Raw genomic sequence first — 23,764 nt, 5'->3', positions numbered from 1 at the left:
GGCTTGCGTGCCGTCCGCCGTCGAAGAGGAAGCCCGATGCAGCCCCTGCGCATGTCCCGCCGCGTCATGAATCTCGCTTACATGCTGACCCTGAATGCGCGGCGGCATGGATCGCGCCCCGGCTTCGTGTGGGGGGACAAATCCTGGACCTGGCGCGAGATCGATGCGCAGGTTTCCGCGCTTTCGGCTGCGCTTGCCGCGCGGGGCATCGTGAAGGGCGATCGCATCCTGGTCCATTCCAAGAATGGCGACGAGATGTTCTTTTCGATGTTCGCCGCGTTCCGGCTCGGCGCGGTCTGGGTGCCCACCAATTTCCGCCTGATGCCGGACGAGGTCACCTATCTCGCGCAGGCCTCCGGCGCGAAGGCGTTTCTGTGCCACGTCGATTTTCCCGAGCACGCGAAGGCCGTCAGCGGCGGTACGCTGGAGTTCACCTGGAGCATCGACGGCAAGGCATCTTTCGGCGAGACCTCGGTTGCAGATGCCATCGCGTCGCAGGCCGGTCACGTGGTCGAGAACGTCGCGGTCGAGCATGACGATCCCTGCTGGTTCTTCTTTACGTCCGGCACCACCGGCCGCTCCAAGGCCGCGGTGCTGACCCACGGACAAATGGGCTTTGTTGTCACCAATCATCTTGCCGATCTGACGCCCGGCGTCACCGAAGACGACGCATCGCTGGTCGTGGCGCCGCTGTCGCATGGCGCCGGCGTGCATCAGCTGGTGCAGACCGCGCGCGGCGTGTGCACCGTGCTGCTGCCGAGCGAGAAGTTCGATATCAGCGAGGCGTTCCGCCTGATCGAGGCGCATCGGGTCAGCAATCTCTTCACCGTGCCGACGATCCTGAAGATGATGGTCGAGCACCCCGCCGCCGACAAATACGATCATTCCTCGCTGCGTCACGTGATCTATGCCGGCGCGCCGATGTACCGCGAGGACCAGAAGGCCGCGCTGAAGAAACTCGGCAAGGTCATCGTGCAGTATTTTGGCCTCGGCGAGGTCACCGGAAACATCACGGTGCTGCCGGCGGCGCTGCACGATCCCGAGGACGGGCCGCATGCCAGGATCGGCACCTGCGGCTTCGAGCGAACCGGCATGCAGGTCTCGATCCAGGACGACGAGGGCCGCGAGCTCAGTGCCAGCCAGAGCGGCGAGATCTGCGTGATCGGCCCTGCCGTGCTCGCCGGCTATTACGACAACCCCGAAGCCAATGCGAAGGCATTTCGCAACGGCTGGTTCCGCACCGGCGATCTCGGCCACATGGACGAGGAGGGATTTGTCTACATCACCGGCCGCGCCTCCGACATGTACATCTCCGGCGGCTCCAATATCTATCCGCGCGAGATCGAGGAGAAGATCTTGACGCATCCTTGCGTCGGCGAGGTTGCCGTCCTCGGCGTGCCGGATGCGACCTGGGGCGAGGTCGGCGTCGCTGTCTGCGTGGCGCGCGAAGGCGAGCGGCCTGTGAGTGAAGCCGAGATGGCGGCATTCCTGTTGCCAAAGGTGCCGCGCTACAAGATGCCGAAGCGGTTCTTCTTCTGGGAGGCGCTGCCGAAGTCGGGCTATGGCAAGATTCCAAAGCGCATGGTCCGCGACGAACTCGAGGCGCGCGGGCTGCTCGATCTCGACAAGACCAAGGCGGGCTGAGCGCATACGATGCGGAGTATCAAGCAGCCGGGCGCTCCCATCGTCGAGCGCATCCAATGGGTGGAGGCGAGGGGACGCGCCTTCTCGTTCACGCTTCAGGCAGGTGTGCCGTTGCTGGAGGCCGCGCGCCGCGGTTTTGCGGCAGAGGGATTTGCCGGCGGCGTGTTGAATTTTGGCAGCGGTGCGCTGGGGCCGTTCGCCTATGTGATGCCGGCGCTGTCGAAGACCGGCGAGAATGCCGCGTTCTACAGCGATACGTTCCGGCCCAAGGGCGTGACGCGTACGAAGCTCGGCAGCATGACGTTGGGCACGCGTGACGGCGCGCCGTTCTTTCACTGCCACGGGCTCTGGACTGAGGCCGATGGCCGCGCTAGCGGCGGGCATATGCTGCCAGATGAGACCATCGTCGCCGAGCCGTTCGCGGTTGAGGCGTTTGGGATCGATGGTGCGGCGTTCATCGCCGAGCCTGATACCGAGACCAATTTCAAGCTGTTCGGACCGGTGGTTTCCGCGCTCAGCGGCGCGCACACAACGAGCCGGGCCTTCGCTCTGCGGCTGCGGCCTAACCAGGATTTCGCCGGCTGCCTCGAAGAGTTCTGTCGCGCGCAAGGCATTGCGCGCGCGAAAATCCACGGCGGCGTCGGCTCGACCGTCGGCGCGCGCTTCACCCATGGTGGTGTGACCGAGCCGTTCGCAACGGAGCTCGCGATAACGGCCGGCGCGATCGCGCCAGACGCATCCGGCGCGCTCGAAGCTGTGCTCGATGTCGCGCTGATCGACTACACCGGAGGCATTGCGGAGGGCCGTCTGATCCGTGGCGACAATCCTGTGCTGATGACCATGGAGCTGGTGCTCGAGGTGTTGGCGTAACTACGGCGAGCGATCATCAGGAATGCGCGCGCAGTTTGGCAATGGCCAGGAACGTCGATTCACTTATCCCTGATATGGTTGAACCAGATCCTTGAAAGAGGTCGAGCACGGGAGACTGATCGGTGCTCTGGCTGTTCTTGAGATCATACATGGCGGTGAACCGGCTCAGGAGCTTTTCAACCTTCGCGGGGTCGGACAGATCTTTGACCTTGAGGATCTTGTCCACGAACTTGGCTTGCTGATCGATCGGCATCGCAGCCATCGAATCAGGCAGATCGAAGGTGGTCCTGAACACCTCCGAAAGCGCCTTGTCGGCAAGGATGTCGTATGCGGAGGTGATTTCTCCCGCCTTTCGCTGGAAATATAGCGCCAGGCGCACACCGGGATTGGTATCCCCTTGCTGCTGCTCCAGGCTTTGCTCGATATAGTTCGCTTGTGTTTCCCGGAATTGATCTCGCTTCTGCGGACCCATCATCGGGAGGCGCGCGACGTTGCCCTTGCTGTCGAAGTTGAACGACGCCACGATTTCGGCAAAGCGAGGATCGCTCTGCGTGTTCGCGAAGCTCTTTGGATTGTTCAGGTCGGAGGCGAAGACCTTCTTGAGAAAATCGTCGCTGACCTTCCTGGGGTCCAAACCCTTGGCCAGGAGAATCAAATCGACCATTGGCCTGTTTGCAAGAAGATCGGAAACACTGTCGATGCCTGCGATCGCCTCCTGATAGGCCGTCGCGTCCTTGGCGGCTTGTGCCCGAACTGCCGCCTGCTGCTGCGGGGTTGCCGTGCTCGCGCTCTTCACTGCTTGAATGATGTAGTCTTTCGCAATCTGGAGGACTTCGGCCGAGTCCTGCGCGACCAGGGGGGTCGTCAGATTGCCTTTTGCATCGAAGTTGAAGGCGCGCGCGAGCTGAACGTATCGATTGTCCTTGAGGGTGTACACGTAGCTCTTTGGATCGTTGAGATCGCTTTCGAGGACTTTCTTGACGGTGTCTTGCGAGACCTGTCCGGGATCGAGGCCGACGGCGCCCAGCGCAAAATCATACACACCCGGCGTCGACACGAACGCCTGGACCGAATTGATCTTGAGGAGGTCCGCCCTGAATTGCTTGATCGCCACGGCTCCGTAGATCGGGCTTGCCGCAGCGTAGACCTCGGCCTTGCTGTCGTCGAACTGCTTCTTCGTGAGCGTTATATTTGCGGCAGTCTGCGCAGGCGTACCTGCCGGAAGCGACCCGTCGGGCAGGAACTCGAACGCGCCGGCCAAGTCTACAAAATTGCCGATCGTCGCGATCTGGTCGTTGAGGCTGGAAACGCTCTTCGTTGCCGTATCGAGATGATATTTCTCGACCAGGATCTGGACCTGCAATTGAGGCACGTTGGCGCCCGGCTGTGAGAGTTGGGCCGTATAATTGGTAATGTTCGAATTGGCGGTGCTGATATCCGATTGCGCCTGGGTGAGCGCTGTATTGAGGCCGCTGAGCTGGGACGTGAAGGTGGTGTTGACGTAGCTGCTTGGATCGGACGGATCGCTGCGCAAGACCTGGCTTATCGTGTCACGCGACCACTTGCTTTGGTCGATCCCGTATGCCGAATAGACATAGTTGCGAAGACGGTCGTTGTTTAGGAGTTGGTCTGCGCTGCTGACGTTGCCGATTTCGGCGCTGTAGTAGTTCGAGTCGTCGGCAAGTGCATTGACCTGGTTTGTCTTGGTCGACGTGTAAAGACCGATCATCTCATCGGTCTGGTTCTCCGATTGCGCAACCGGCGTTGCACTGCCATTGAAGGAAAATGCCGCGGCAAACTCCTGGTAACGCTTGTCGACCAATTTGTTCACAAAGCTGTTGGAGTCGGAGAGATCGCTCTGCAGCACCTTTTTCATGAAAGCCTTGGCGTACGTCATGTCGTCCAGGCCATATGCCTTCATCGCATAACTATAAAGGCGATAATCCTTCATGAAATCGTCGACGGTCTTCACCTTGCCGATGTTGGCTTTGTAATAGGCGGCCTCCCGCGCGACGTCCGGTTGCTGTCCAACCCGCGTCAGCGACTGCTTGAGATTGCTCGTGATGTAGTTGTAGTTGAAATACGTTGTCACCATCGCGCATTCCTCGCGGCTTCTAACGGTCCTGGACTTCCGTCAATCATTGCCGGGGTCGCGAGGTGGGGGCTGGCCTCATGCCAGCGTGCTGTCTCAGCGCTACGTTTTTCTAAGACGATTCTGATCCACAATCTTAGATTTTAGTTTTCGTCCAAGTGACGCATAGCGGGTTTTATTGCTATTTGTTTCCATATGTTTCTCAGATGCAGCTTTCGCGAAGATTGCGTTCCTGATATGTTCACATCAGCAGATCAGTCGTAAGGAGTTGGAAGCCGGGCATGAGCCGAAGAAGCGGTCGAACGATCAACCTGCCGGCGCCTTACCTGAAACGGATCTGGCTCGACCCGTTGCAGGTCCACGATCGCGAGGTCTATCCGTTTTGCTTGCCGATCTTTCCGGATGATTTCGAGCTTAACTTTGAGGCCGCCGTCACGATCATCGTCGGAGAGAATGGGACGGGCAAGTCGACCATCCTCGAGGGTATTGCAGCGCTCGCTGGCTACGACGATGCCGGTGGCGGGAAGGGATACATGCCCGTCGACCACTCCGAAGCGCGGGAGAAGATGGGCGGCCAACTTTCCAAAGCTCTGCGCGCAAGCTGGCTGCCGAAGATTACCAATGGCTGGTTTTTCCGCGCCGAGAGTTTTTTCTCGGTGGCGCGATATCTCGACAAGGCCGCACGCGATGCCGGCCAGGTCGGCCCCGATTTCCTGTCGCATTCCCATGGCGAAGGCTTCCTGCGCTTCTTCGAAGAGCGCTGCCAGCGCCAGGGCATCTTCATCTTCGACGAACCGGAATCGGCGCTGTCGCCGGCGCGCCAGATCGAATTCCTGAAGCTGCTGCGACGCATGGAAGAGTCGCGCATCTGCCAAGTCATCATGGCAACCCATTCGCCGCTGCTGATGGCTTATCCGAATGCGAGCTTGCTGCGGCTGACCAGAGCGGGACTTGAGCCGGTGAGGTTGCGGGAGACGGATCATTTCAAGGTGATGCGCGAGTTTTGCGACGATCCGGACGGATTTATCGACGCGGCGTTGGACCAGCAGGGAAGGTAGAGGGCATGGGTCGGAAACGCCGTCGCGAAACCACGCTGCCTGCACCTTACCTTCGGCGCGTCTGGCTCGATCGCGCGCAGGTCGAGGATTGGGAGGCGTATCCGTTCTGTCTTCCGGTGTTCAGGGACGAGTTCGATCAGAGCTTCGATACCGCCGTGACCATCATCGTCGGCGAGAACGGGACCGGCAAATCGACCATCCTCGAGGGAATCGCCGGGCTCGCCGGCTTTGCCAGCACGGGCGGCCGCAAGGGCTTTCAGGAGATCGACGGCGGCGGCATGGAAGTCACTGGCGTAGAGCTGTCTGCCGCCTTGAAGGCTGCCTGGGTACCAAAGGTAACCGATGGCTGGTTCTTCCGGGCGGAGACATTCTTTTCGATCGCGCGCTATCTGGACCGGTCGGCCGTGAGCGCTGCGCAAGCCATGGAGGGCGTGTTTGGTGCGAGCGTTCAGGAGGCGCCGGACTATCTCTCCTTCTCCCATGGCGAGGGCTTTCTGGTTTTCTTCGAGGAGCGCTGCCAGAAGCAGGGCATCTACATCTTCGACGAGCCGGAATCGGCGTTGTCGCCGGCGCGGCAGATGGATTTCCTCAAGCTCCTGCATCGGATGGATCTCTCCGGCAATTGCCAGGTCATCATGGCGACCCATGCGCCTCTGCTGATGGCCTATCCAAATGCGCAGCTGCTTCGGCTCGGGAAATACGGCCTTGAGCCGACGACGGTGGAGCAGACCGATCATTATCGGGTGATGCGCGAGTTTTGCGACGATCCGCGTGGGTTCGTGGAAGCGACGCTGGGGGAATAGGCGAGGGGCACAATCGCTCTCTCCGTCGTCATTGCGAGGAGCTCTTGCGACGAAGCAATCCAGAATCTTTCCGCGGAGGGACTCTGGATTGCTTCGCTGCGCTCGCAATGACGGCTCGTAGCCGCATGCTTCTTCTTTCATTGACGTTTGAAATCGCGGACACACGTTCAAACCCTCGCGGCATATCCTGCCCGAGCTTTGCTCAATTGCCGCCCCCGAAAGTGCCGAGGGCGCAGGGAAGGCCGGGTGCCGGCTGGCACCCGCGGTCCGCTGTGCGCAAATGCGCTGGAAACAGATGCACAGCGGCATACAGGTGAAGCCAAACATCCGGCCTTCCCTGCGCAGTGGCTTTACGGCTTATGTCGTGATCTCCCCGGGGAGCGATGCACTATTGCCCCCGTCACCTTGCGGATGGCTGATTTGCGTGCCCGGTCGGGCTCGCACATCACCACAAGACTTGGCGCACAGGCTCCGGGCGCCAGGACCACACGATTTTGCCGTACGCGGGCTGCACCGGTCGTTTGCGCCTCGGTAGTTGCTCACGGCGTGAGCCGCCCTGCAAACCACCTTCGCGCCGACGCCGCCCGCGTCCACCACGTCCCATCCCGCGTACGTGACGATCGCGATAACGCCCCTCGGCCGGGTTGAGATGGCCTCCTATACGATAACCCGAAGTTCTGATAAAGAGAATTATCTTTGCCTGATGTCGTTGACCTTTGCGTGGGTGTTTTGGGCGCCGGGCAGCGCAACAGGTTGTGGGTTGCGTAAGCGCGCTTTCTATTTCGATCCGGCAAACGCCTTCAGCTTCAGGAAGAAGTCTTTCAGGATCGGGTTGCGATCCACATAGGTCACGTAACGGATCGGATGCCGCCTTCGGTCGACGCTCCAGGTCATCTGATCGGTGAGAACCGGGGCGGGGACGATCACGCTCGGTGCCCACACAGAATTGAGCAGCCAGCCGACCGGCGCCATGTCCCAGATCTCCTTGGCCCAGCCTATATGGTCGGACGAATATTCCTTGAAGCGCATGGCGAGGAACGCGCCGATACTGCCGTGCGGTTCGACGTAGCGCTCGATCTCCGGCACCGTGCTGTGCAGGCGCGAGGTGACGCCCATGCACGGTACCAGAACGAGCGGCACGCCGCTGTCGAACAGCACCTGCGCGCCGCCGACATCCTGCTTGAGATTGAACTCGACCGTGTGCGGCCATTCCAGCGCGTGGCCACCAAGCCAGACCACGACGATACGGTCGATGATGTCAGGGGCTTTGAGCAGCGCAGAGGCCACGTTGCTGATGGCACCGATGGCAATGACATAGAGCGGCTTGTCGGGCGAGCCCGCGCGCGCGCGGGCCACGAGGTCGTCGACCGCGGGTGCCGCCTGCGCCGTCTTGGCCGAACCGACATAGTCGGTGACGCCGCGATGGACCAAGCCTTCGGCTGCGATGTTCAGCCGCTCCAGCAGGCGAAGGATTTCCTGGTAGCTCAGCTCCATGCCGTGGCCGGGACTGTCGGCGCGTGCGTTGAAGAACGGTGCGGCGTAGATCGCCTCGACGTCGAAGCGGTCCTTCGACAGCAGCATCTGCACGAGCGCGAACTGATCGTCGATCTCGTTATAGGTGTCGGTGTCGAGCACGACGCGCACCTTGCCGACCGGCGGCTCCAGGAGTTTGAGGCGGGCTGCGTCCGTCAGTGTCATCACCGTCTCCCTGGGCTGGGCGTGCCGATTGCGGATCAGGCTTTGGTCCGGCAAACCACGTCCGCAATCTCATCCATCTGCGCGAACATGTGATCGGGCGCAAGCGCCTGCAACGCCGCCGGCGCCGCGTAGCCCCAATTGACCGCGCCGCAGGCAATTCCGACAGTCCGCGCCGCCTCAATGTCGCGGACCTCGTCGCCGATCGAGATGACATCCGCGGGGGTGACACCGGCGCGCCGGATCACGCGGCGAAATTTCGCGGGCTTGCCGAACACCGAGGCGGCGCAGTCGAAATGCGAGAACAACGCGGCGGTGCCGTCGAGCTTCCGCCGTGCATTGGCCTCGCTGTCGGAGCTCACGAGCGCCAGCTGAACGCCGCTGTTCGCGAGTGTCTGCAGCATCGTCTCGACGCCGGCAAACAGCGAGATCTCGGCCGCCGCCTCCGCCTTCAACCGCCGCGCATGCCGCGCGATCACCGGCAGCTTCCACAGCGGCACCTCGAGTCGGCTGAGGATCTCGCGCGTCGAGGCATGCCGCAGCCCCTCGACATCCTCATCGGCGACGCGGCGAAAGCCGAAGCGGTCGGCGACGTCATTGATGGTGCGCAGGAACCAGGGAAAGCTGTCGACGAGCGTGCCGTCGAGATCGAAGATGGCGAGGGAGTAGGGCATGGAGGAAGAGCGGGCCGGACTGACCGAGCATCGTGTTCGCTGGCGATGCGCTGACAGATGCAATCGGAGATGCTATATTGATTGCACAGAGGTGACAGATGTCGGAGCTACTGGCAAGAATTACGGTCAATCCTGAGCGGATGCATGGACGCCCCTGTATTCGCGATCTCCGGATCACAGTTGCCGACGTCCTGGGACTGCTGTCCGCGGGACAGTCGCGCGAGAGCATTCTCGGGGACTATCCGTATCTGGAAGAGGCGGATATCGACGCTGTGCTCGCCTATGCTGCGCGTCAGGTTGACCACCCGATCATAGCGGCGAAATAGCTTGTTTTATCTGATCGATGCTCAGCTTCCCCCTGGACTCGCGGAAGCCATGCGTCGCTCTGGATATGATGCGGCTCATGTGGCCGAGTTCGCGATGGCAAACGCGACCGATGGGGCAATCTGGAACGAAGCCATTTCTCGATCGGCCGTTCTCATTACCAAGGACCGCGATTTCTCACTTTTGCGCGCAGCAAAGAGGCAGGGGCCGATCGTGCTGTGGGTCCGGGTTGGCAACATCGACAATCGCACCCTGGTTCGTCAGTTTCTGGCGGCCATGCCGCAAATTGTCGAAGCGGTTGCGCGAGGCGAGGCGGTCATAGAATTCGTCGGCAGTTAGCAAGGCTCAACGCAGCTTGCGTACGTGAACATTGATATCGAGATCGATATCGTTAATGCAAGTTTGAGCGGTCAGGTGGGAGCCGCCCGCGTGCCAGCGGCCATTGCGCGCGCGAGCGTCGCTAACATTAGCCAGTTTGAGGCATCGCCATTGAGGCAGCGAACCACTGCTCTCGCCGGCGAACTGCCAGGCCAGCACAGCCTCCTCGCCGCGTTTGTTGATGCCGATGATATGCGGGCAGAGTTCGCGATAGCGATCCTCGTAGACGCAGGTGACCTGCTGTTCAGCGAGGATGGCGTTGCGAAACAGCGTATAGGTTCGGCTCGGCATGGAGGTCACTCCACGGTAGCTTGATCCCGGTCGCTCAAGGCGGCGGAGACTACTCCGCCGCCTCGCTCGTCCGCCGCCGCTTAGGCTTCCGCGCCTTCGCCAGCACCGGCGCTAGAAACTTCCCCGTATAGCTCCGCGGCGCCTTCGCGATGTCTTCCGGCGGGCCCCAGGCAACGATTTCGCCGCCGCCGTCGCCGCCTTCGGGGCCGAGGTCGATGACCCAATCCGCGGTCTTGATGACTTCGAGATTGTGCTCGATGACGACGACCGTGTTGCCCTGTGCGACCAGCTCGTGCAGCACTTCCAGCAGTTTCTTGACGTCGTGGAAGTGCAGGCCGGTGGTCGGCTCGTCCAGGATGTAGAGCGTCCGGCCGGTGGCGCGCTTCGACAGCTCTTTTGCCAGCTTGACGCGCTGGGCTTCGCCGCCGGACAACGTGGTGGCCTGCTGGCCGACATGGATGTAGTCGAGGCCGACGCGGTGCAGCGTCTGGAAGGTCTCGCGGACGCGGGGCACCGCCTTGAAGAAATCGGCGGCTTCCTCGACGGTCATGTCGAGCACGTCGGCGATGCTCTTGCCCTTGAACAGGACCTCGAGCGTCTCGCGGTTGTAGCGTTTGCCCTTGCAGACGTCGCAGGTGACGTAGACGTCGGGCAAAAAGTGCATCTCGATTTTGATGACACCGTCGCCCTGGCAGGCCTCGCAGCGGCCGCCCTTCACGTTGAAGGAGAAGCGGCCGGGCTCGTAGCCGCGCGCCTTGGATTCCGGCAGGCCGGCGAACCATTCGCGGATCGGCGTGAAGGCGCCGGTATAGGTCGCGGGGTTCGAACGCGGGGTGCGGCCGATCGGCGACTGGTCGATGTCGATGATCTTGTCGATGTGCTCGAGGCCCTCGATGCGGTCGTGGGGCGCGGCGCCTTCGCTGGCATTGTTCAGCTTGCGGGCGATGGCCTTGTAGACGGTGTCGATCAGCAGCGTCGACTTGCCGCCGCCGGAGACGCCGGTGACGCAGGTGAACAGGCCGAGCGGAATCTCGGCCGTGACGTTCTTGAGGTTATTGCCGCGCGCGTTGACCACCTTGATGGTGCGGCGATGGTTCGGCGGACGCCGCTCCGGCACCTCGACCTCGAGCTCGCCGGTGAGATATTTGCCGGTGAGCGATTTCGGGTTGCGCATGATCTCGGCGGGCGTGCCTTCGGCAATGATGTGGCCGCCATGCATGCCGGCGCCGGGGCCGATGTCGAGGACGTGGTCGGCGAGCAGGATCGCATCCTCGTCATGCTCGACCACGATCACGGTATTGCCGAGGTCGCGCAGGCGCTTCAGTGTGTCGAGCAGGCGCGCATTGTCGCGCTGGTGCAGGCCGATCGAGGGCTCGTCCAGCACGTAGAGCACGCCGGTCAGCCCCGAACCGATCTGCGAGGCCAGGCGGATGCGCTGGCTCTCGCCGCCGGACAGCGTGCCGGAGGAGCGGGAGAGGGTGAGATAGTTGAGGCCGACGTCCAGCAGGAAGGTGAGGCGCTCACGGATCTCCTTGAGGATGCGGCCGGCGATCTCGTTCTGCTGCGTGTTCAGCGCCTCCGGCACGGTCTCGAACCACGCGCCGGCACCCTTGACCGAGAGCTCCGAGATATCGCCGATGTGCTTGCCGCCGATCTTGACACAGAGCGACTCCGGCTTCAGCCGAAAACCGTTGCAGGCGCCGCAGGGCACGTCGTGGAAGTATTTCGCCAGCTCCTCGCGCGCCCACTCGCTTTCCGTTTCGCGATAGCGGCGGTTGATGTTGGTGATGACGCCCTCGAACGGCTTCTTGGTGTCGTAGGAGCGGACGCCGTCCTCATAGGAGAACTTGATCTCGTCCTCGCCGGAGCCAAGGAGGATCGCGTTCTGCGTCTTCTTGGGCAGATCCTTCCATTTGGTGGTCAGCGTGAACTTGTAGTGCTTGCCGAGCGCGGTCAGCGTCTGCACGTAGTAGGGCGACGACGATTTGGCCCAGGGCGCGATCGCGCCCTTGCCAATCGGGAGCTCCTTGTCGGGGATGACGAGGTCTTCATCGACATGCTGCTCGACACCGAGACCGCCGCAGGCGGGGCAGGCGCCGTAGGGATTGTTAAAGGAAAAGAGTCTGGGCTCGATCTCCGGGATCGTGAATCCGGAGACGGGGCAGGCGAACTTTTCCGAGAACAGGATGCGTTCCGGCCCGCTCTTGTCGTGGATCTTTGCGGTCTTCTTCTTTTCTTCGACGGGCGCAGCCGCCGGCGCGTCGGCGAATTCGACGACCGCGAGGCCCTCGGCGAGCTTCAGCGCAGTCTCAAAGCTTTCGGCGAGGCGCTGACCGATATCCGGGCGCACCACGATGCGGTCGACGACGACGTCGATGTCGTGCGGGAATTTCTTGTCCAGCGTTGGAGCTTCCGCGAGCTCATGGAAGGTGCCGTCGATCTTGACGCGTTGAAAGCCCTTCTTGAGCCATTCGGCGAGCTCTTTCCGGTACTCGCCCTTGCGGCCGCGCACGACGGGGGCGAGGAGGTAAAGGCGCGAGCCTTCGGGCAACGCCAGCACACGGTCGACCATCTGCGAGACGGTCTGGCTCTCGATCGGCAGGCCGGTGGCAGGCGAATAGGGCACGCCGACGCGCGCCCACAAGAGGCGCATGTAGTCGTAGATCTCGGTGACCGTGCCGACGGTGGAGCGCGGGTTCTTCGAGGTCGTCTTCTGCTCGATCGAGATCGCCGGCGACAGGCCGTCGATCTGGTCGACGTCCGGCTTCTGCATCATTTCCAGGAACTGGCGCGCATAGGCCGACAGCGACTCGACATAGCGGCGCTGGCCTTCGGCATAGATCGTATCGAAGGCGAGCGAGGATTTGCCGGAGCCGGACAGGCCGGTGAACACCACGAGCTTGTCGCGGGGAATCTCGACGTCGATATTCTTGAGGTTGTGCTCGCGCGCGCCACGGATCGTAATTGCGCGCAGGTTTGAGCCCACGTTCTGTTGGCGCTTCGCCTTGATCACTTCATCCATCCTGGTGGTCCTCAAGGAATCCCAAAGGCGCGCGATCGCGCCAACGTAAAAGGCGCGCTTCGCCCGGAACCGGGATCGGCGCCGATGGGTATGTCAGCGAACGTAGGAAGAACGAGAACGGATTTCCAGTGCCCTTCGCGAATCGTCAACGGATTGTTGGGGCGTTGGCGGGAAATGGCAGCAGGAACCGGGTGTGGGCGGCATTGGAACGTGCCGCAAAAACAAAAAGGCCGGCGCGAGGCCGGCCTTTCGTGACGATGTAACGTCGGTAGCGAAGATCAGTACTTCGCGACGATCGGGCCGCTGAAGTGATAGTTCACGCCGACCTGCACGGTGTGGAAGCTGTCCGTGCCCGTGTTGAAAGGGAGACCGATGCCGGAGAAATACGTCGCGCCGCTGAAGCTGCGATAGAGGTACTCGCCCTTGACCGACCACTGAGGGGCAAAGAACGCTTCGACGCCCGCACCGACGGTCCAGCCAGAGCGAAACTTGGTGTCGGAGACGGTCACGCCGAGCGCGCTGAGGCTGAGCTTGTCGTCGATCCAGGCGTAGCCACCGGTACCATAGAACAGAACGTTGTTGACGGCGTAGCCGATGCGGCCGCGCACGGTGCCCAGCGCATCGATCTTGTTGCTCAGGGTAACGCCAAGCGTCGTCACCGAAGCATTGACGTCAGCCCAGGAACCGTCGGCTTCGAGGCCGAACACGACGTTGCCGGTCTGCCAATTGTAGCCGGCGGTGCCGCCGACGAAGCCGCCCTTCACCTTCGGATCGGTCGAGGAATCTTCCCAGGCACCGCCACCGACGATACCGAGGTAGAAGCCGGTCCAGTTGTAGACCGCAGCCATCGGGGCCGGAGCCTTGGTGTAGGGGCGTGCCGCGAGATCGGCCGCCGAAGCCGGAGCGGCGAGTGCGAACAAACAGGCCGAAGCCAACAAAACCTTCTTCATTTTCAACCTAATCCCAGTCCCAGTTTCTGTTGCTGCCTTCCGCGATCGGAAGGGCATCGGACGCGTTGGTCCAACTGATGTCGTACCTACACCATTGAAGCTGCAAGTTGTGTCTCTCAAAAGTCACAACAGACGCAGAATGTAACGGTCACTGACCTATAGTTCCCGCAGGGAACTAAACGGCAAAAGGCCGGCGCCAGGCCGGCCTTCGATTCCCGAATGATATCAGGTGGATCAGTACGTCGCGATGATCGGACCGCCCCACGCGATAGTTGACAGGCCCAGTCGACATCATGGCTGACGCCTTGGTGTAGGTCGCGACGGGAGCGGCACAGCTACCGACATGCGCCCTATATTCACGATCGATTTTGACTAGAACAAATCTGGAACAAATATCAGGTCGATGCTATATATGGGGATAACCAAGGGCGTGGCGGGCCGACCGGCGCCCGTGAGCGTATAGGGTCAGCTCAACAGGCACAGATGGCGCGGCGAGCGGGCCCGGCCTTCTAAAATTCAGTGGATTTGGAGCGGAGAGCGGCGATGGCGGGAAGCGTCAACAAGGTCATTCTGGTTGGAAATCTCGGCAAGGATCCGGAAATCCGTCGCACCCAGGACGGGCGGCCGATCGCGAATCTGAGCATCGCCACCTCGGAGACCTGGCGCGACAAGAATAGCGGCGAGCGCAAGGAAAAGACCGAGTGGCACCGCGTCGTGATCTTCAATGAAGGGCTCTGCAAGGTTGCCGAGCAGTACCTGAAGAAGGGCGCCAAGGTTTACATCGAGGGCGCGCTCCAGACGCGCAAATGGACTGATCAGGCGGGTGTCGAGAAGTACTCGACCGAGGTCGTGCTTCAGGGCTTCAACTCGACGCTGACGATGCTCGATGGCCGTAGCGGCGGCGGAGGAGGCGGCAGCTTTGGCGATGAGCCGGGCGGCGATTTCGGCTCCTCCGGTCCTGTCAGCAGCGCGCCGCGCCGTCCCGTTGCCGCCGGCGGCGGTGGCCGCAACAGCGACATGGACGACGACATTCCGTTCTGAGGCTTGAGATCTAAGGCTTGGGAAGAGTCGGCTCGGATCGGGGCTGGAAACGGCCGGCCCGGCTTTCGAGCATCCGGACCAAGAGCGGTCGTGGCGGCATCGTCGTTCTGGATTCACCAGATCCGTTTGGTCGGGCCGTTCAGCCCGATCCACCTGCTCTCGATCTTCACGCTGGTGATGCTGCCGCTGGCGGTGTGGCGGGCCCACACCCATTGTGTCATCGATCACCGGCGCATCATGATCCTGCTGTTCACGGGCGCGCTGGTGGTGGCGGGCCTGTTCACGCCGGTGCCCGGGCGCATCATGCACCGCGTAATTTTCGGGGCGTAAGGGGCGGTTCCGGGCGGCTCATCCGGGGCCTGTCCATGGCGACGGCGCAAAGCCCGTAAGTCTCTGGAAAAACAGTCGGAAAAAGCGCTTCCCGAAAGCGTGCAAGGGTGGTTATCAGGGGGGCGATGCGCTATATGATTCCCAGATAAAACTTCACCGGATTCCCCCTTGGCTGACGACGACAACAAGCCCGGCGACCAGCCGGCGCAACCCTCGGACATTCGCCCCGTCTCCATCTTCGAGGAGATGAAGAAGTCCTACCTCGATTACGCCATGAGCGTGATCGTGGCGCGTGCGTTGCCTGATGCCCGCGACGGATTGAAGCCGGTGCACCGTCGCATCCTGTACTCGATGCACGAGCAGGGGCATACGCCCGACAAGAAGTACGTCAAATCCGCCCGCGTGGTCGGTGACGTCATCGGTAAGTACCATCCGCACGGCGACCAGTCGATTTACGACGCGATGGTCCGCATGGCGCAGGACTTCTCGATGCGCGTGCCGCTGATCGACGGTCAGGGCAATTTCGGCTCGGTCGATGGCGATCCGCCTGCCGCCTATCGTTACACCGAAGCGCGACTGACCAAGTCGGCGCTGGCCCTGCTGGCCGATATCGACAAGGACACCGTCGACTTCCAGCCGAACTACGACAACAACGAGACCGAGCCCTCGGTTCTTCCGGCCAAGTTCCCGAACCTTCTGGTCAACGGCGCGGGCGGCATCGCGGTCGGCATGGCCACCAACATTCCGCCGCACAATCTTGGCGAGGTCATCGATGCCTGCGTGGCGCTGATCGACAATCCTGCGCTCACCATCGACGAACTGATTAACATCGTCCCCGGACCGGATTTTCCAACCGGCGGCATCATTCTCGGGCGCGCGGGCATCCGCGCCGGCTACCATCTGGGCCGCGGCTCGGTCGTGATGCGCGGCAAGGTCACGATCGACACCATTCGCAAGGAGCGCGAGGCGCTCATCGTCACCGAGATTCCGTACCAGGTGAACAAGGCGACGATGGTCGAGCGCATCGCCGAACTGGTTAAGGAAAAGAAGATCGAGGGCATCGCCGATCTGCGCGATGAATCCGACCGCGACGGCTTCCGCGTCGTCATCGAGCTGAAGCGCGACGCCGTGCCCGATGTGGTGCTCAACCAACTCTACAGGTTCACGCCGCTGCAAACGAGCTTCGGCGTCAACATGGTGGCGCTCGACAGTGGTCGGCCGCGGATCATGAATCTGAAAGATCTGCTCGCGATCTTCGTCGACTTCCGCGAGCGTGTCGTCACGCGGCGGACCAAGTTCCTGTTGAGCAAGGCGCGCGACCGCGCGCATATCCTGGTCGGTCTGGCGATCGCTGTCGCCAATATCGACGAGATGATCCGCGTCATCCGGACCTCGCCCGACCCGACCACTGCGCGCGACACCCTGATGTCGCGCGACTGGCCGGCCCGGGACGTCGAGGACATGCTCACGTTGATCGACGACCCTCGTCACCGCATCAGCGAGAACGGCACGATCCGGCTGTCGATGGAGCAGGCCAGGGCGATTCTCGATCTGCGTTTGCAGCGCCTTACCGCGCTCGGTCGTGATGAGATCCGCGAAGAGCTCGACACGCTCGCCGGCGAAATCGCCGATTATCTCGACATCCTGCGCTCGCGCGCCCGCGTGCTGGACATCGTCAAGACCGAGCTCGCCGAGGTGAAGGCCGAGTTCGCCACGCCGCGCAAGACCGTGATCATGGAGCAGGAAGGCGAGGTCGAGGACGAAGACCTGATCCAGCGCGAGGAAATGGTCGTCACTGTTTCGCACGCCGGCTACGTCAAGCGCGTGCCGCTGTCGGCCTATCGCGCCCAGCGCCGCGGCGGCAAGGGCCGCTCCGGCATGCAGACCCGCGACGAGGATTTTGTTGCGCGCCTGTTCGTGGCGTCGACGCATACGCCGGTGCTGTTCTTCTCGTCACGCGGCCAAGTCTACAAGGAAAAGGTCTGGCGCCTGCCGATGGCCGCGCCGAACGCGCGGGGCAAGGCACTCATCAACATTCTGCCGCTGGAGCAGGGCGAGCGCATCACCACTATCATGCCGCTACCCGAGGATGAATCGACCTGGGGCAATCTCGACGTGATGTTCGCCACGACAGGCGGCAACGTCCGGCGCAACAAGCTATCCGACTTCGTCGATGTGCGCCGCTCCGGCATCATCGCCATGAAGCTCGACGACAATGAAGCAATCGTCGACGTGCAGATCTGTACCGAGCGCGACGACGTGCTGCTCACCGGCGCCGCTGGCCAGTGCATCCGCTTCCCCGTCACCGACGTGCGCGTGTTCACCGGGCGCACCTCGATGGGGGTGCGCGGCATCGCGCTTAGCGACGGCGACAAGGTGATTTCGCTGGCGATCCTGCGCCACGTCGAGACGTCCTCGGACGAGCGCTCGGCGTACCTGAAGATGCGCCGTGCGGTGGCCGGCGAAGCCGCGGCCGAGGAGCCGGCAGCGGACGCCGAGGTCGAGGAGACCTCCGGCAGCTTCCAGATTCCGTCGGAGCGCTATGTCGAGATGTCGGCGGCCGAGCAGGTCGTGCTGACGGTGTCCGTCAACGGCTACGGCAAGCGGACCTCGTCCTACGAGTACCGCACCACCGGCCGCGGCGGCAAAGGCATCGTCGCCATGAGCGTCAACAACCGCAACGGCAATCTGGTCGCCTCCTTCCCGGTGGAAGACGCCGACCAGATCATGCTGGTCACCGACAAGGGCCAGCTCATTCGCTGTCCGGTCGAAGGCATCCGCATCGCCGGCCGCTCGACGCAGGGCGTGATCGTGTTCGACACCGCCGAGGACGAGCATGTGGTCTCGGTCGAGCACATCACGGAGGAGGCCGAGAGCAGCAATGGCGACAACGGGAATGGCGCGCAGTAAGCGTGGCCCGGGTTGGTGTTAGGGGACGTGCCATGCCGCGATACATTGCTTGCCTGATTGCTGTCCTGGTTACCGCCACTTTGGCGACGGGTGCGGCGGCCGCTGATGTCAAGGTGATTATCTCAGCCGGGTTCTTTGCCGTGTATGAGGAGCTCGGTCCTGCATTCGAGAAATCGACAGGGCACAAGCTCATCACCACGCGCGGGCCTTCGGTCGGCGATTCACCGGAGTCGATCCCGACCCGTCTGTCCCGTGGCGAGGCGGCCGACGTGGTCATCATGGACGGGGTCGGCGTCGATCTCCTGGACCAGAAGGATCTGACGCGCCCGGGCAGCCGGGTGCCGCTCGCGGAATCGTTTATCGGCATGGTGGTTCGGGCCGGGCAACCGAAGCCCGACATCAGCACGATGGATTCGCTGCGCAAGACACTGCTCGCGGCCAAGTCCATCGCCTATTCGGACAGTTCCAGCGGCACCTATCTGTCGACGATCGGCTTCAAGAAACTCGGTGTCGCCGACGAAATCGCCGGCAAGACGCGCAAGGTGCGCGGTCCTCCCTCAGGCGAGCCCGTCGCTGCGGTCGTCGCGCGCGGAGAGGCGGAGCTCGGTTTCCAGCAAGTCCCGGAGCTGATCCACGTGCCGGGGATCGATTTCGTGGGCACGGTGCCGTCTGAGGTTCAGCCGCCGACCCTTTATGTCGGTGCCCTGCCCATGAATTCGCAACAGCCCGACGCCGCGCTGGCCCTGCTGCACTTCCTTTCCTCCGCAGATGTTGCAGCCGTGATCACGAAAGCCGGAATGAAGCCTTTGCCGCCGCACTGAAGGCGCCGCTGCTCCGAGCCGCCCGACGGCCGCACATGTTACGGGACTATCGAAACCGTCTAGCGGCGTTCGCCTTTCAGGACTTGTCCTCGCTGCTTCAACGTCAGCGAGACCACCTTGTCATTGGCGTCGCGCTCGAAATCGAGCTCAGCGGCAACGGATTCGGCGACGAAGACATCCCGTTCCACGGACGCGAGTTCGAGCGGTCGTTGATTGGTCCCCTGCACAAATAGCTTGGCGTCGGTCGAAAATATGCGGAGCGCGAAACTGGACGTCAGCGGGTAGTTGCCGATGTAGTCCTTGAGTTTCTCTTCGGAAGGGGTCCATTTGGCCGCAACCGGCCGGGTACCGATTTGTTCGGCCTCGGCAACGCCGCCAAGCTGAAACCAGGTGAAGGTGTAGCTGCCGTCCGCCTTGTGCTTGGGTCGCAACAGGGCGTCGAATTTGAGCGGATAGAAGTCGCCGGCGCTGTCGTAGCCCATCTCGAATTCAGGCTGGCCATCCGCCTGGATGGTCAAATTGCTCTCCTTTCGGCGCAACTCCATGCCAAGGCCGCCTTGCAGGCGATACTTTCCGACCAGGGCGTCAATCAGTTTGGTGTCCGCCGCGGCGACCACACGCGGCGCGCCGGCCGGTGCCGACGGATCGAGCAGGTGCGTTCCGAGCTGTCCAAGGCCGCCGATGGACGTCAACGCGGTATCGCAAAGCAGGACGACGCCGCGTTTGGCCGCGCGATCGAACCCCGCGTAGGCTGAGAAGCCGCCGGTGCCACCTTCGTGCACGATGATGGTGTGTCCGTTCCGGGTGAATAGATTCCAGTTCATGCCCATCGTGTGTCCACCGACGCTGGCGACCTGTTCCTGGGTCTGCGCCAAGGCAGGCGTGATCGCGCTCGCGCGCGTACCCAGCTGGCCCTCGAGGTACCGCAACATGTCCGGCAACGTTGCGCGCACGCCCCCGACGCCGGCCATATCAGGCGGAAAATCCCAGGGGCCGGCAGGGTCAGTGTTGGGGAAGTGACCCTGGGCCACGTGAACCTGCGGCGGGCGATGGTCCACATAGGTTTCGTTCATGCCGAGCGGGACAAGCAAATGTTCGCGGAGCAGTGTCTCGTAGTCCTTGCCGGCGCGCTTGGCGAGCGCGTAGGACAACACCATCATCGCAAAATTCGAATATTCCCACTTCGAGCCGGGCTCGCGTGTCAGCGTGGTCTCGGCCAATGCGTCGAGCAATTCGTGTTCGGTGACGTTGGCGTAGGGATTGTTGATGTCGGACGGGCGATAGTTAGCCGGGACCCCCGGCTGGCCGGACGTATGAGTCACGATTTGCCCGATGGTCATGTCGTGGCCGTTGAAAGAGGGCACGCGCGTCCCGGGAGGCAACAGCTTTGCGATGGGATCGCTGAGGGCGACTTCACCGCGTGCGATGAGTTCGGCGAGCAGTGCCGCAGTCATCGTCTTGGTGACTGAGCCGATCTCGAAGGCTGTGTGGTCATCGTACGGTCGCTGGGAGCTCGCATTCGCGCAGTAATAGCCTGTCGCAATGGCGCCAGCGTCGATCACTCCGGCTGCGATACAGGCGCCGGTGCGATCTCGCCTGAAACGCAGTTCGAGTGCCGCGCGCACATCGTCATTGCTGATGGCGAAGCCGGGCGTTGCGTAGAGCACGATGGTCGAAACAAGAAGAAGCAGCGCTCTCATCGTCTCTCGCAATCCGGCTTCCGGCATGATCGCGCCGGTTCGGCAGGGTCTCAAGCGAATTGACGTGCTAAATCTCCAGCTCCGTGCCGAACTCCACCACCTGCTTGGTCGGCACGCCGAAGAACGCGGCCGAGCGTTCGGCGTTGCGCTGGAGGAAGGCGAACAGACTTTCGCGCCAGACCCACATGCCCGGAACATCCTCGCGCGGGATGATGGTCTCGCGGCCGACATAGTAGGTGATGTCGGAGAGGTCGATGCCGGGCAGCTTGCCCTGGCGGCAGGCGAGCGTCAGCCCGTCATAGATCGTCGGGTTCTGCATGAAGCCGTAATGCAGGACCACGCGGGTGATGCCGGGGATGATATCGATCACCTCGGTGCGGTCCTCGTCGGCGATGTGAGGAAGCTCCTCGATCAGCACGGTGACGAGGATAATGCGCTCGTGCAGGACGTGGTTGTGCTTGACGAATTGGGTCAGCGCGAGCGGAACGCCGTTCGGCGCGGACGCGAGGAACACGGCCGTCCCGGGCAGCCTTGCGCTGCACTTGTTGACCGCGGTCTCGATCAGGTCTTCCTCGGGCTGGCGCAGCTTTCCGCGCGCGGCCTCGACCAGCTTGACGCCAGCGCGCCAGGTCAGCATCAGGAAGGCGACGAGGGCCGCGAGCAGCAGGGGAAACCAGCCGCCCTCGAACAACTTGGTCGAGTTGGCCGCGAAGAAGATCACGTCGATCACGAAGAAGAAGCCGTTCACGGCCACCACGAGCCACGGCGAGTAGCCCCACTGGATCGCAACCAGGGCCGCGAGCAGCGTGGTGATCGCCATCAGGAGCGACACCGCGATACCGTAGGCGCCGGCGAGCGCATCCGAGGTGCCGAAGCTCAGGACCGCGCCGAGCGTCGCGGCCGCGAGCAGCCAGTTCACCAGCGGCACGTAGATCTGGCCGATCGCATCGCTGGTGGTGTGGCGGATCTGCATGCGCGGCAGGAAGCCGAGCTGGATCGACTGCTGCGTCAGCGAGAACACGCCGGAGATGATCGCCTGCGAGGCGATCACGGTTGCTACTGCCGAGAAGGCGACCAGCGGATAATGCAGGGCGTCGGGGCAGAGCTGGAAGAACGGATTCTCGATCATCGTGGGATCGGTGATCAGGAGCGCAGCCTGGCCGAAATAGTTCAGCACCAGCGCGGGCAGGCAGATGGCGAACCACGCCAGCCGGATCGGAAGGCGGCCGAAATGCCCCATGTCGGCATACATGGCCTCGCCGCCGGTCACCGCGAGGAAGGCCGCGCCGAGGATCGCGAAGGAGACATGAAAGTCCTGGTGGATCAGGAAGTCGAAAGCATAGAGCGGGCTGAGCGCCGCCAACACCCCCGGCGCCTTGATGATGCCGTGGATGCCGAGCGCGGCCAGCACGACGAACCATGCCATCATCACCGGCCCGAAGATACGGCCGATGAAGCCGGTGCCCTGCTTCTGAATCATGAACAACCCGATCAGGATGACGACGGTGATGGGCACCACCGCCGGCGCAAGCGAGGGCGCGTCGACCTTGAGACCTTCGATGGCTGAGAGCACCGAGATCGCCGGCGTGATCGCGCCGTCGCCGTAGAGCAGCGCGGCGCCGACGAGGCCAACCACCAGGAGATGTGCGCGCCAGGTGCCGGGTTGCGCGTGGCGGGCATGCAGCAGCGCCAATAGCGCGACGATGCCGCCTTCGCCGCGGTTGTCCGCGCGCAGGATCAGAAGCGCATATTTGAGCGAGATGATGAGGAGCAGGGCCCAGAGGATCAGCGAAGCAACGCCCAGGATAGCTTCCGGAGTCACTGTCGCGCCATGGGCGGCCGCCTTGGCGGCTTCCTTGAGGGCGTAGAGGGGGCTGGTGCCGATATCGCCGTAGACCACCCCGAGGGCGCCCATGGTCATGGCAATCGGCAGCGGATCGGGATGATGGCCGGAAGCGACTGCGGGCGTACTGGACAAAGGCGACCCCCCAATGGGATCGCGCCCCACGGGCCATTCCGAAGGGCGCGAGCGTCACATAGTCTGCGACGAGACGCCGCAAATATCCATGGGGTTTATCTTCGGCTTATCTTGGGGTTTATATCGGTCTTTATGACGCCAAGCTGACAGACCGCCTACGGGGTGCGGTCCGCGGTCACGAGGCGCGCCACGCGAACGTCGGTCTTGGTGCCGGCGCGGCGCAAGCAGGAGGCCTCGAAATTCGGCCAGGCCTGCTGCGAGCAGTCTCTGCCGATGGTCTTGATGTCGAGCCGATCGCTCTTGGCGAGGGGCTGCGGCACGCTGGCTTCGACGGTCGGCGCGAAACCGGGCAGGAGGGTGAGGGTCGCAGCAACACACGCAGCGATAGCGATCGCCGAAAGAGCCTTGATCATTGACAGTCCCCTGTGATGCGGCCGCTACGCCCAGTGTGCGGCCCGTCATTTGTTGGGTGGATTAGTAACCATGGCCAGTTTCCGGACGTCTTCGCGAATACGGGAAATGGTTTCGTCCGTGCTCCCTTTGTTTCGTCGCTGCCCCGAGGACGAAACAATTCGGCGGTTTCCGACGTGATTTGACGAAAAGACCTGGATTGCCGGAAAAACCGGCAGGGAACCTGCCCGGCTTGCCGGGCAGGGCCGGGCGGGGTAGGAGGAAGCCATGCCGCGCATTGCCTTCTATCCAGGTTCCTTCGACCCCATCACCAACGGCCATCTGGACGTGGTCCGGCATGCCGTTCCGCTATGCGACAGGCTGGTTGTCGCGATCGGCGTACACCCCGGCAAGAAGCCGCTGTTCTCGACCGAGGAGCGGCTGAAGATGCTCCACGACGTCTGTGGGCCGGTAGCAGCGGCGGCCGGCTGCACCCTCGAGGCCACCACCTTTGACGACCTCTCGGTGACCGCGGCGCGCAAAGCCGGGGCGACCATCATGATTCGCGGTTTGCGCGACGGCACCGATCTCGACTACGAAATGCAGCTTGCCGGCATGAACGGGGCCATGGCGCCGGAGGTGCACACGGTCTTCCTGCCGGCGTCCCCGATGGTCCGCCCGATCACCGCCTCATTGGTGCGCCAGATCGCGGGCATGGGCGGCGATGTTTCGACGTTCGTGCCGCCGCTTGTTGCATCCCTGCTCAAGACCAAATTCGCCGCATAGCGGCGCG

Annotated in this window: 19 protein-coding genes and 1 pseudogene; 11 read left to right on the top strand and 9 right to left on the bottom strand. The window is 62.6% G+C overall.

Going from position 1 to position 23,764, the window contains the following annotated elements; all coding sequences use genetic code 11:
• The first annotated feature begins 36 nt into the window (after nucleotides 1-36).
• Nucleotides 37-1,644 (top strand): acyl-CoA synthetase, encoded by a 1,608-nt coding sequence (locus UB31_RS34060; RefSeq protein ID WP_045014001.1) that lies wholly within the window; start codon nucleotides 37-39, stop codon nucleotides 1,642-1,644.
• A gap of 9 nt (nucleotides 1,645-1,653) precedes the next feature.
• Complete coding sequence (locus UB31_RS34055; RefSeq protein ID WP_045014000.1) at nucleotides 1,654-2,514, top strand: PCC domain-containing protein; 861 nt, start codon at nucleotides 1,654-1,656, stop codon at nucleotides 2,512-2,514.
• 16 nt (nucleotides 2,515-2,530) lie between these two features.
• Here UB31_RS34055 and UB31_RS34050 read toward each other — a convergent pair whose 3' ends face one another.
• Nucleotides 2,531-4,609 (bottom strand): DUF1217 domain-containing protein, encoded by a 2,079-nt coding sequence (locus UB31_RS34050; protein WP_045013999.1) that lies wholly within the window; start codon nucleotides 4,607-4,609, stop codon nucleotides 2,531-2,533.
• 278 nt (nucleotides 4,610-4,887) lie between these two features.
• Between UB31_RS34050 and UB31_RS34045 the strand changes: the two genes are divergently transcribed.
• Both UB31_RS34045 and UB31_RS34040 read left to right on the top strand, forming a co-directional pair.
• Nucleotides 4,888-5,664 (top strand): AAA family ATPase, encoded by a 777-nt coding sequence (locus UB31_RS34045; protein ID WP_045013998.1) that lies wholly within the window; start codon nucleotides 4,888-4,890, stop codon nucleotides 5,662-5,664.
• A gap of 5 nt (nucleotides 5,665-5,669) precedes the next feature.
• The gene (locus UB31_RS34040) at nucleotides 5,670-6,467 is read left to right on the top strand and encodes an AAA family ATPase (protein WP_045013997.1); all 798 of its coding nucleotides are present in this window, start codon (nucleotides 5,670-5,672) and stop codon (nucleotides 6,465-6,467) included.
• 777 nt (nucleotides 6,468-7,244) lie between these two features.
• Here the strand turns inward: UB31_RS34040 and UB31_RS34035 are convergent.
• Both UB31_RS34035 and UB31_RS34030 read right to left on the bottom strand, forming a co-directional pair.
• Entirely contained in the window at nucleotides 7,245-8,165 is a 921-nt protein-coding gene (locus tag UB31_RS34035; RefSeq protein ID WP_045014181.1) for a nucleoside hydrolase, read from the bottom strand.
• Between the two features lie 35 nt (nucleotides 8,166-8,200).
• Entirely contained in the window at nucleotides 8,201-8,836 is a 636-nt protein-coding gene (locus tag UB31_RS34030) for an HAD-IA family hydrolase (protein WP_045013996.1), read from the bottom strand.
• Between the two features lie 98 nt (nucleotides 8,837-8,934).
• Here UB31_RS34030 and UB31_RS34025 point away from each other — a divergent pair, with 98 nt between their 5' ends.
• The gene (locus UB31_RS34025; RefSeq protein WP_045013995.1) at nucleotides 8,935-9,162 is read left to right on the top strand and encodes a DUF433 domain-containing protein; all 228 of its coding nucleotides are present in this window, start codon (nucleotides 8,935-8,937) and stop codon (nucleotides 9,160-9,162) included.
• Nucleotide 9,163: 1 nt separating this feature from the next.
• Complete coding sequence (locus UB31_RS34020) at nucleotides 9,164-9,499, top strand: DUF5615 family PIN-like protein (RefSeq protein WP_045013994.1); 336 nt, start codon at nucleotides 9,164-9,166, stop codon at nucleotides 9,497-9,499.
• 6 nt (nucleotides 9,500-9,505) lie between these two features.
• On the opposite strand, the gene UB31_RS34015 is transcribed toward UB31_RS34020, so the two are convergent.
• The 3 genes from UB31_RS34015 to UB31_RS34005 all read right to left on the bottom strand — a co-directional run bounded on the left by UB31_RS34015 (nucleotide 9,506) and on the right by UB31_RS34005 (nucleotide 13,801).
• Nucleotides 9,506-9,829 (bottom strand): hypothetical protein, encoded by a 324-nt coding sequence (locus UB31_RS34015; protein WP_045013993.1) that lies wholly within the window; start codon nucleotides 9,827-9,829, stop codon nucleotides 9,506-9,508.
• 49 nt (nucleotides 9,830-9,878) lie between these two features.
• On the bottom strand, nucleotides 9,879-12,851 hold the full coding sequence (gene uvrA, locus UB31_RS34010) for an excinuclease ABC subunit UvrA (RefSeq protein WP_045007495.1): 2,973 nt from the start codon (nucleotides 12,849-12,851) through the stop codon (nucleotides 9,879-9,881).
• 278 nt (nucleotides 12,852-13,129) lie between these two features.
• On the bottom strand, nucleotides 13,130-13,801 hold the full coding sequence (locus tag UB31_RS34005) for an outer membrane protein (protein ID WP_045013992.1): 672 nt from the start codon (nucleotides 13,799-13,801) through the stop codon (nucleotides 13,130-13,132).
• A 543-nt stretch (nucleotides 13,802-14,344) separates the two neighbouring features.
• Between UB31_RS34005 and UB31_RS34000 the strand changes: the two genes are divergently transcribed.
• The 4 genes and pseudogenes from UB31_RS34000 (at nucleotide 14,345) to UB31_RS33985 (ending at nucleotide 18,903) form a co-directional block, all read left to right on the top strand.
• Nucleotides 14,345-14,842 carry a single-stranded DNA-binding protein gene (locus UB31_RS34000; protein WP_045007493.1) on the top strand — a complete coding sequence of 166 codons (498 nt, stop codon included), beginning with the start codon at nucleotides 14,345-14,347 and terminating at the stop codon, nucleotides 14,840-14,842.
• 87 nt (nucleotides 14,843-14,929) lie between these two features.
• Nucleotides 14,930-15,172, top strand: a pseudogene (locus UB31_RS33995) (DUF2306 domain-containing protein); the annotation flags it as partial.
• Between the two features lie 168 nt (nucleotides 15,173-15,340).
• The gene (gene gyrA, locus UB31_RS33990; protein WP_045013991.1) at nucleotides 15,341-18,082 is read left to right on the top strand and encodes a DNA gyrase subunit A; all 2,742 of its coding nucleotides are present in this window, start codon (nucleotides 15,341-15,343) and stop codon (nucleotides 18,080-18,082) included.
• A 32-nt stretch (nucleotides 18,083-18,114) separates the two neighbouring features.
• A complete protein-coding gene (locus tag UB31_RS33985) occupies nucleotides 18,115-18,903 on the top strand; it encodes a substrate-binding domain-containing protein (protein WP_045013990.1) in 789 nt (262 codons plus the stop codon).
• 59 nt (nucleotides 18,904-18,962) lie between these two features.
• Here the strand turns inward: UB31_RS33985 and UB31_RS39980 are convergent, their stop codons facing one another.
• From UB31_RS39980 to UB31_RS33970, 3 genes are all read right to left on the bottom strand, one after another.
• The gene (locus tag UB31_RS39980; protein WP_050044901.1) at nucleotides 18,963-20,603 is read right to left on the bottom strand and encodes a serine hydrolase; all 1,641 of its coding nucleotides are present in this window, start codon (nucleotides 20,601-20,603) and stop codon (nucleotides 18,963-18,965) included.
• 67 nt (nucleotides 20,604-20,670) lie between these two features.
• Nucleotides 20,671-22,524 carry a potassium transporter Kup gene (locus UB31_RS33975; protein ID WP_045007637.1) on the bottom strand — a complete coding sequence of 618 codons (1,854 nt, stop codon included), beginning with the start codon at nucleotides 22,522-22,524 and terminating at the stop codon, nucleotides 20,671-20,673.
• Nucleotides 22,525-22,736: 212 nt separating this feature from the next.
• Nucleotides 22,737-22,994, bottom strand: coding sequence for a hypothetical protein (locus tag UB31_RS33970; protein WP_045007490.1), 258 nt, complete (start codon nucleotides 22,992-22,994; stop codon nucleotides 22,737-22,739).
• 265 nt (nucleotides 22,995-23,259) lie between these two features.
• On the opposite strand from UB31_RS33970, the gene coaD reads away from it, so the two are divergent.
• The gene (gene coaD / locus UB31_RS33965) at nucleotides 23,260-23,757 is read left to right on the top strand and encodes a pantetheine-phosphate adenylyltransferase (RefSeq protein ID WP_045013989.1); all 498 of its coding nucleotides are present in this window, start codon (nucleotides 23,260-23,262) and stop codon (nucleotides 23,755-23,757) included.
• The last annotated feature ends 7 nt before the right edge of the window (nucleotides 23,758-23,764 follow it).

The organism is Bradyrhizobium sp. LTSP849, assembly GCF_000938255.1.
GTDB lineage: Bacteria > Pseudomonadota > Alphaproteobacteria > Rhizobiales > Xanthobacteraceae > Bradyrhizobium.
Note: the sequence above shows the minus strand (reverse complement) of the source record. Positions and strands in the feature narration are given on the sequence as shown.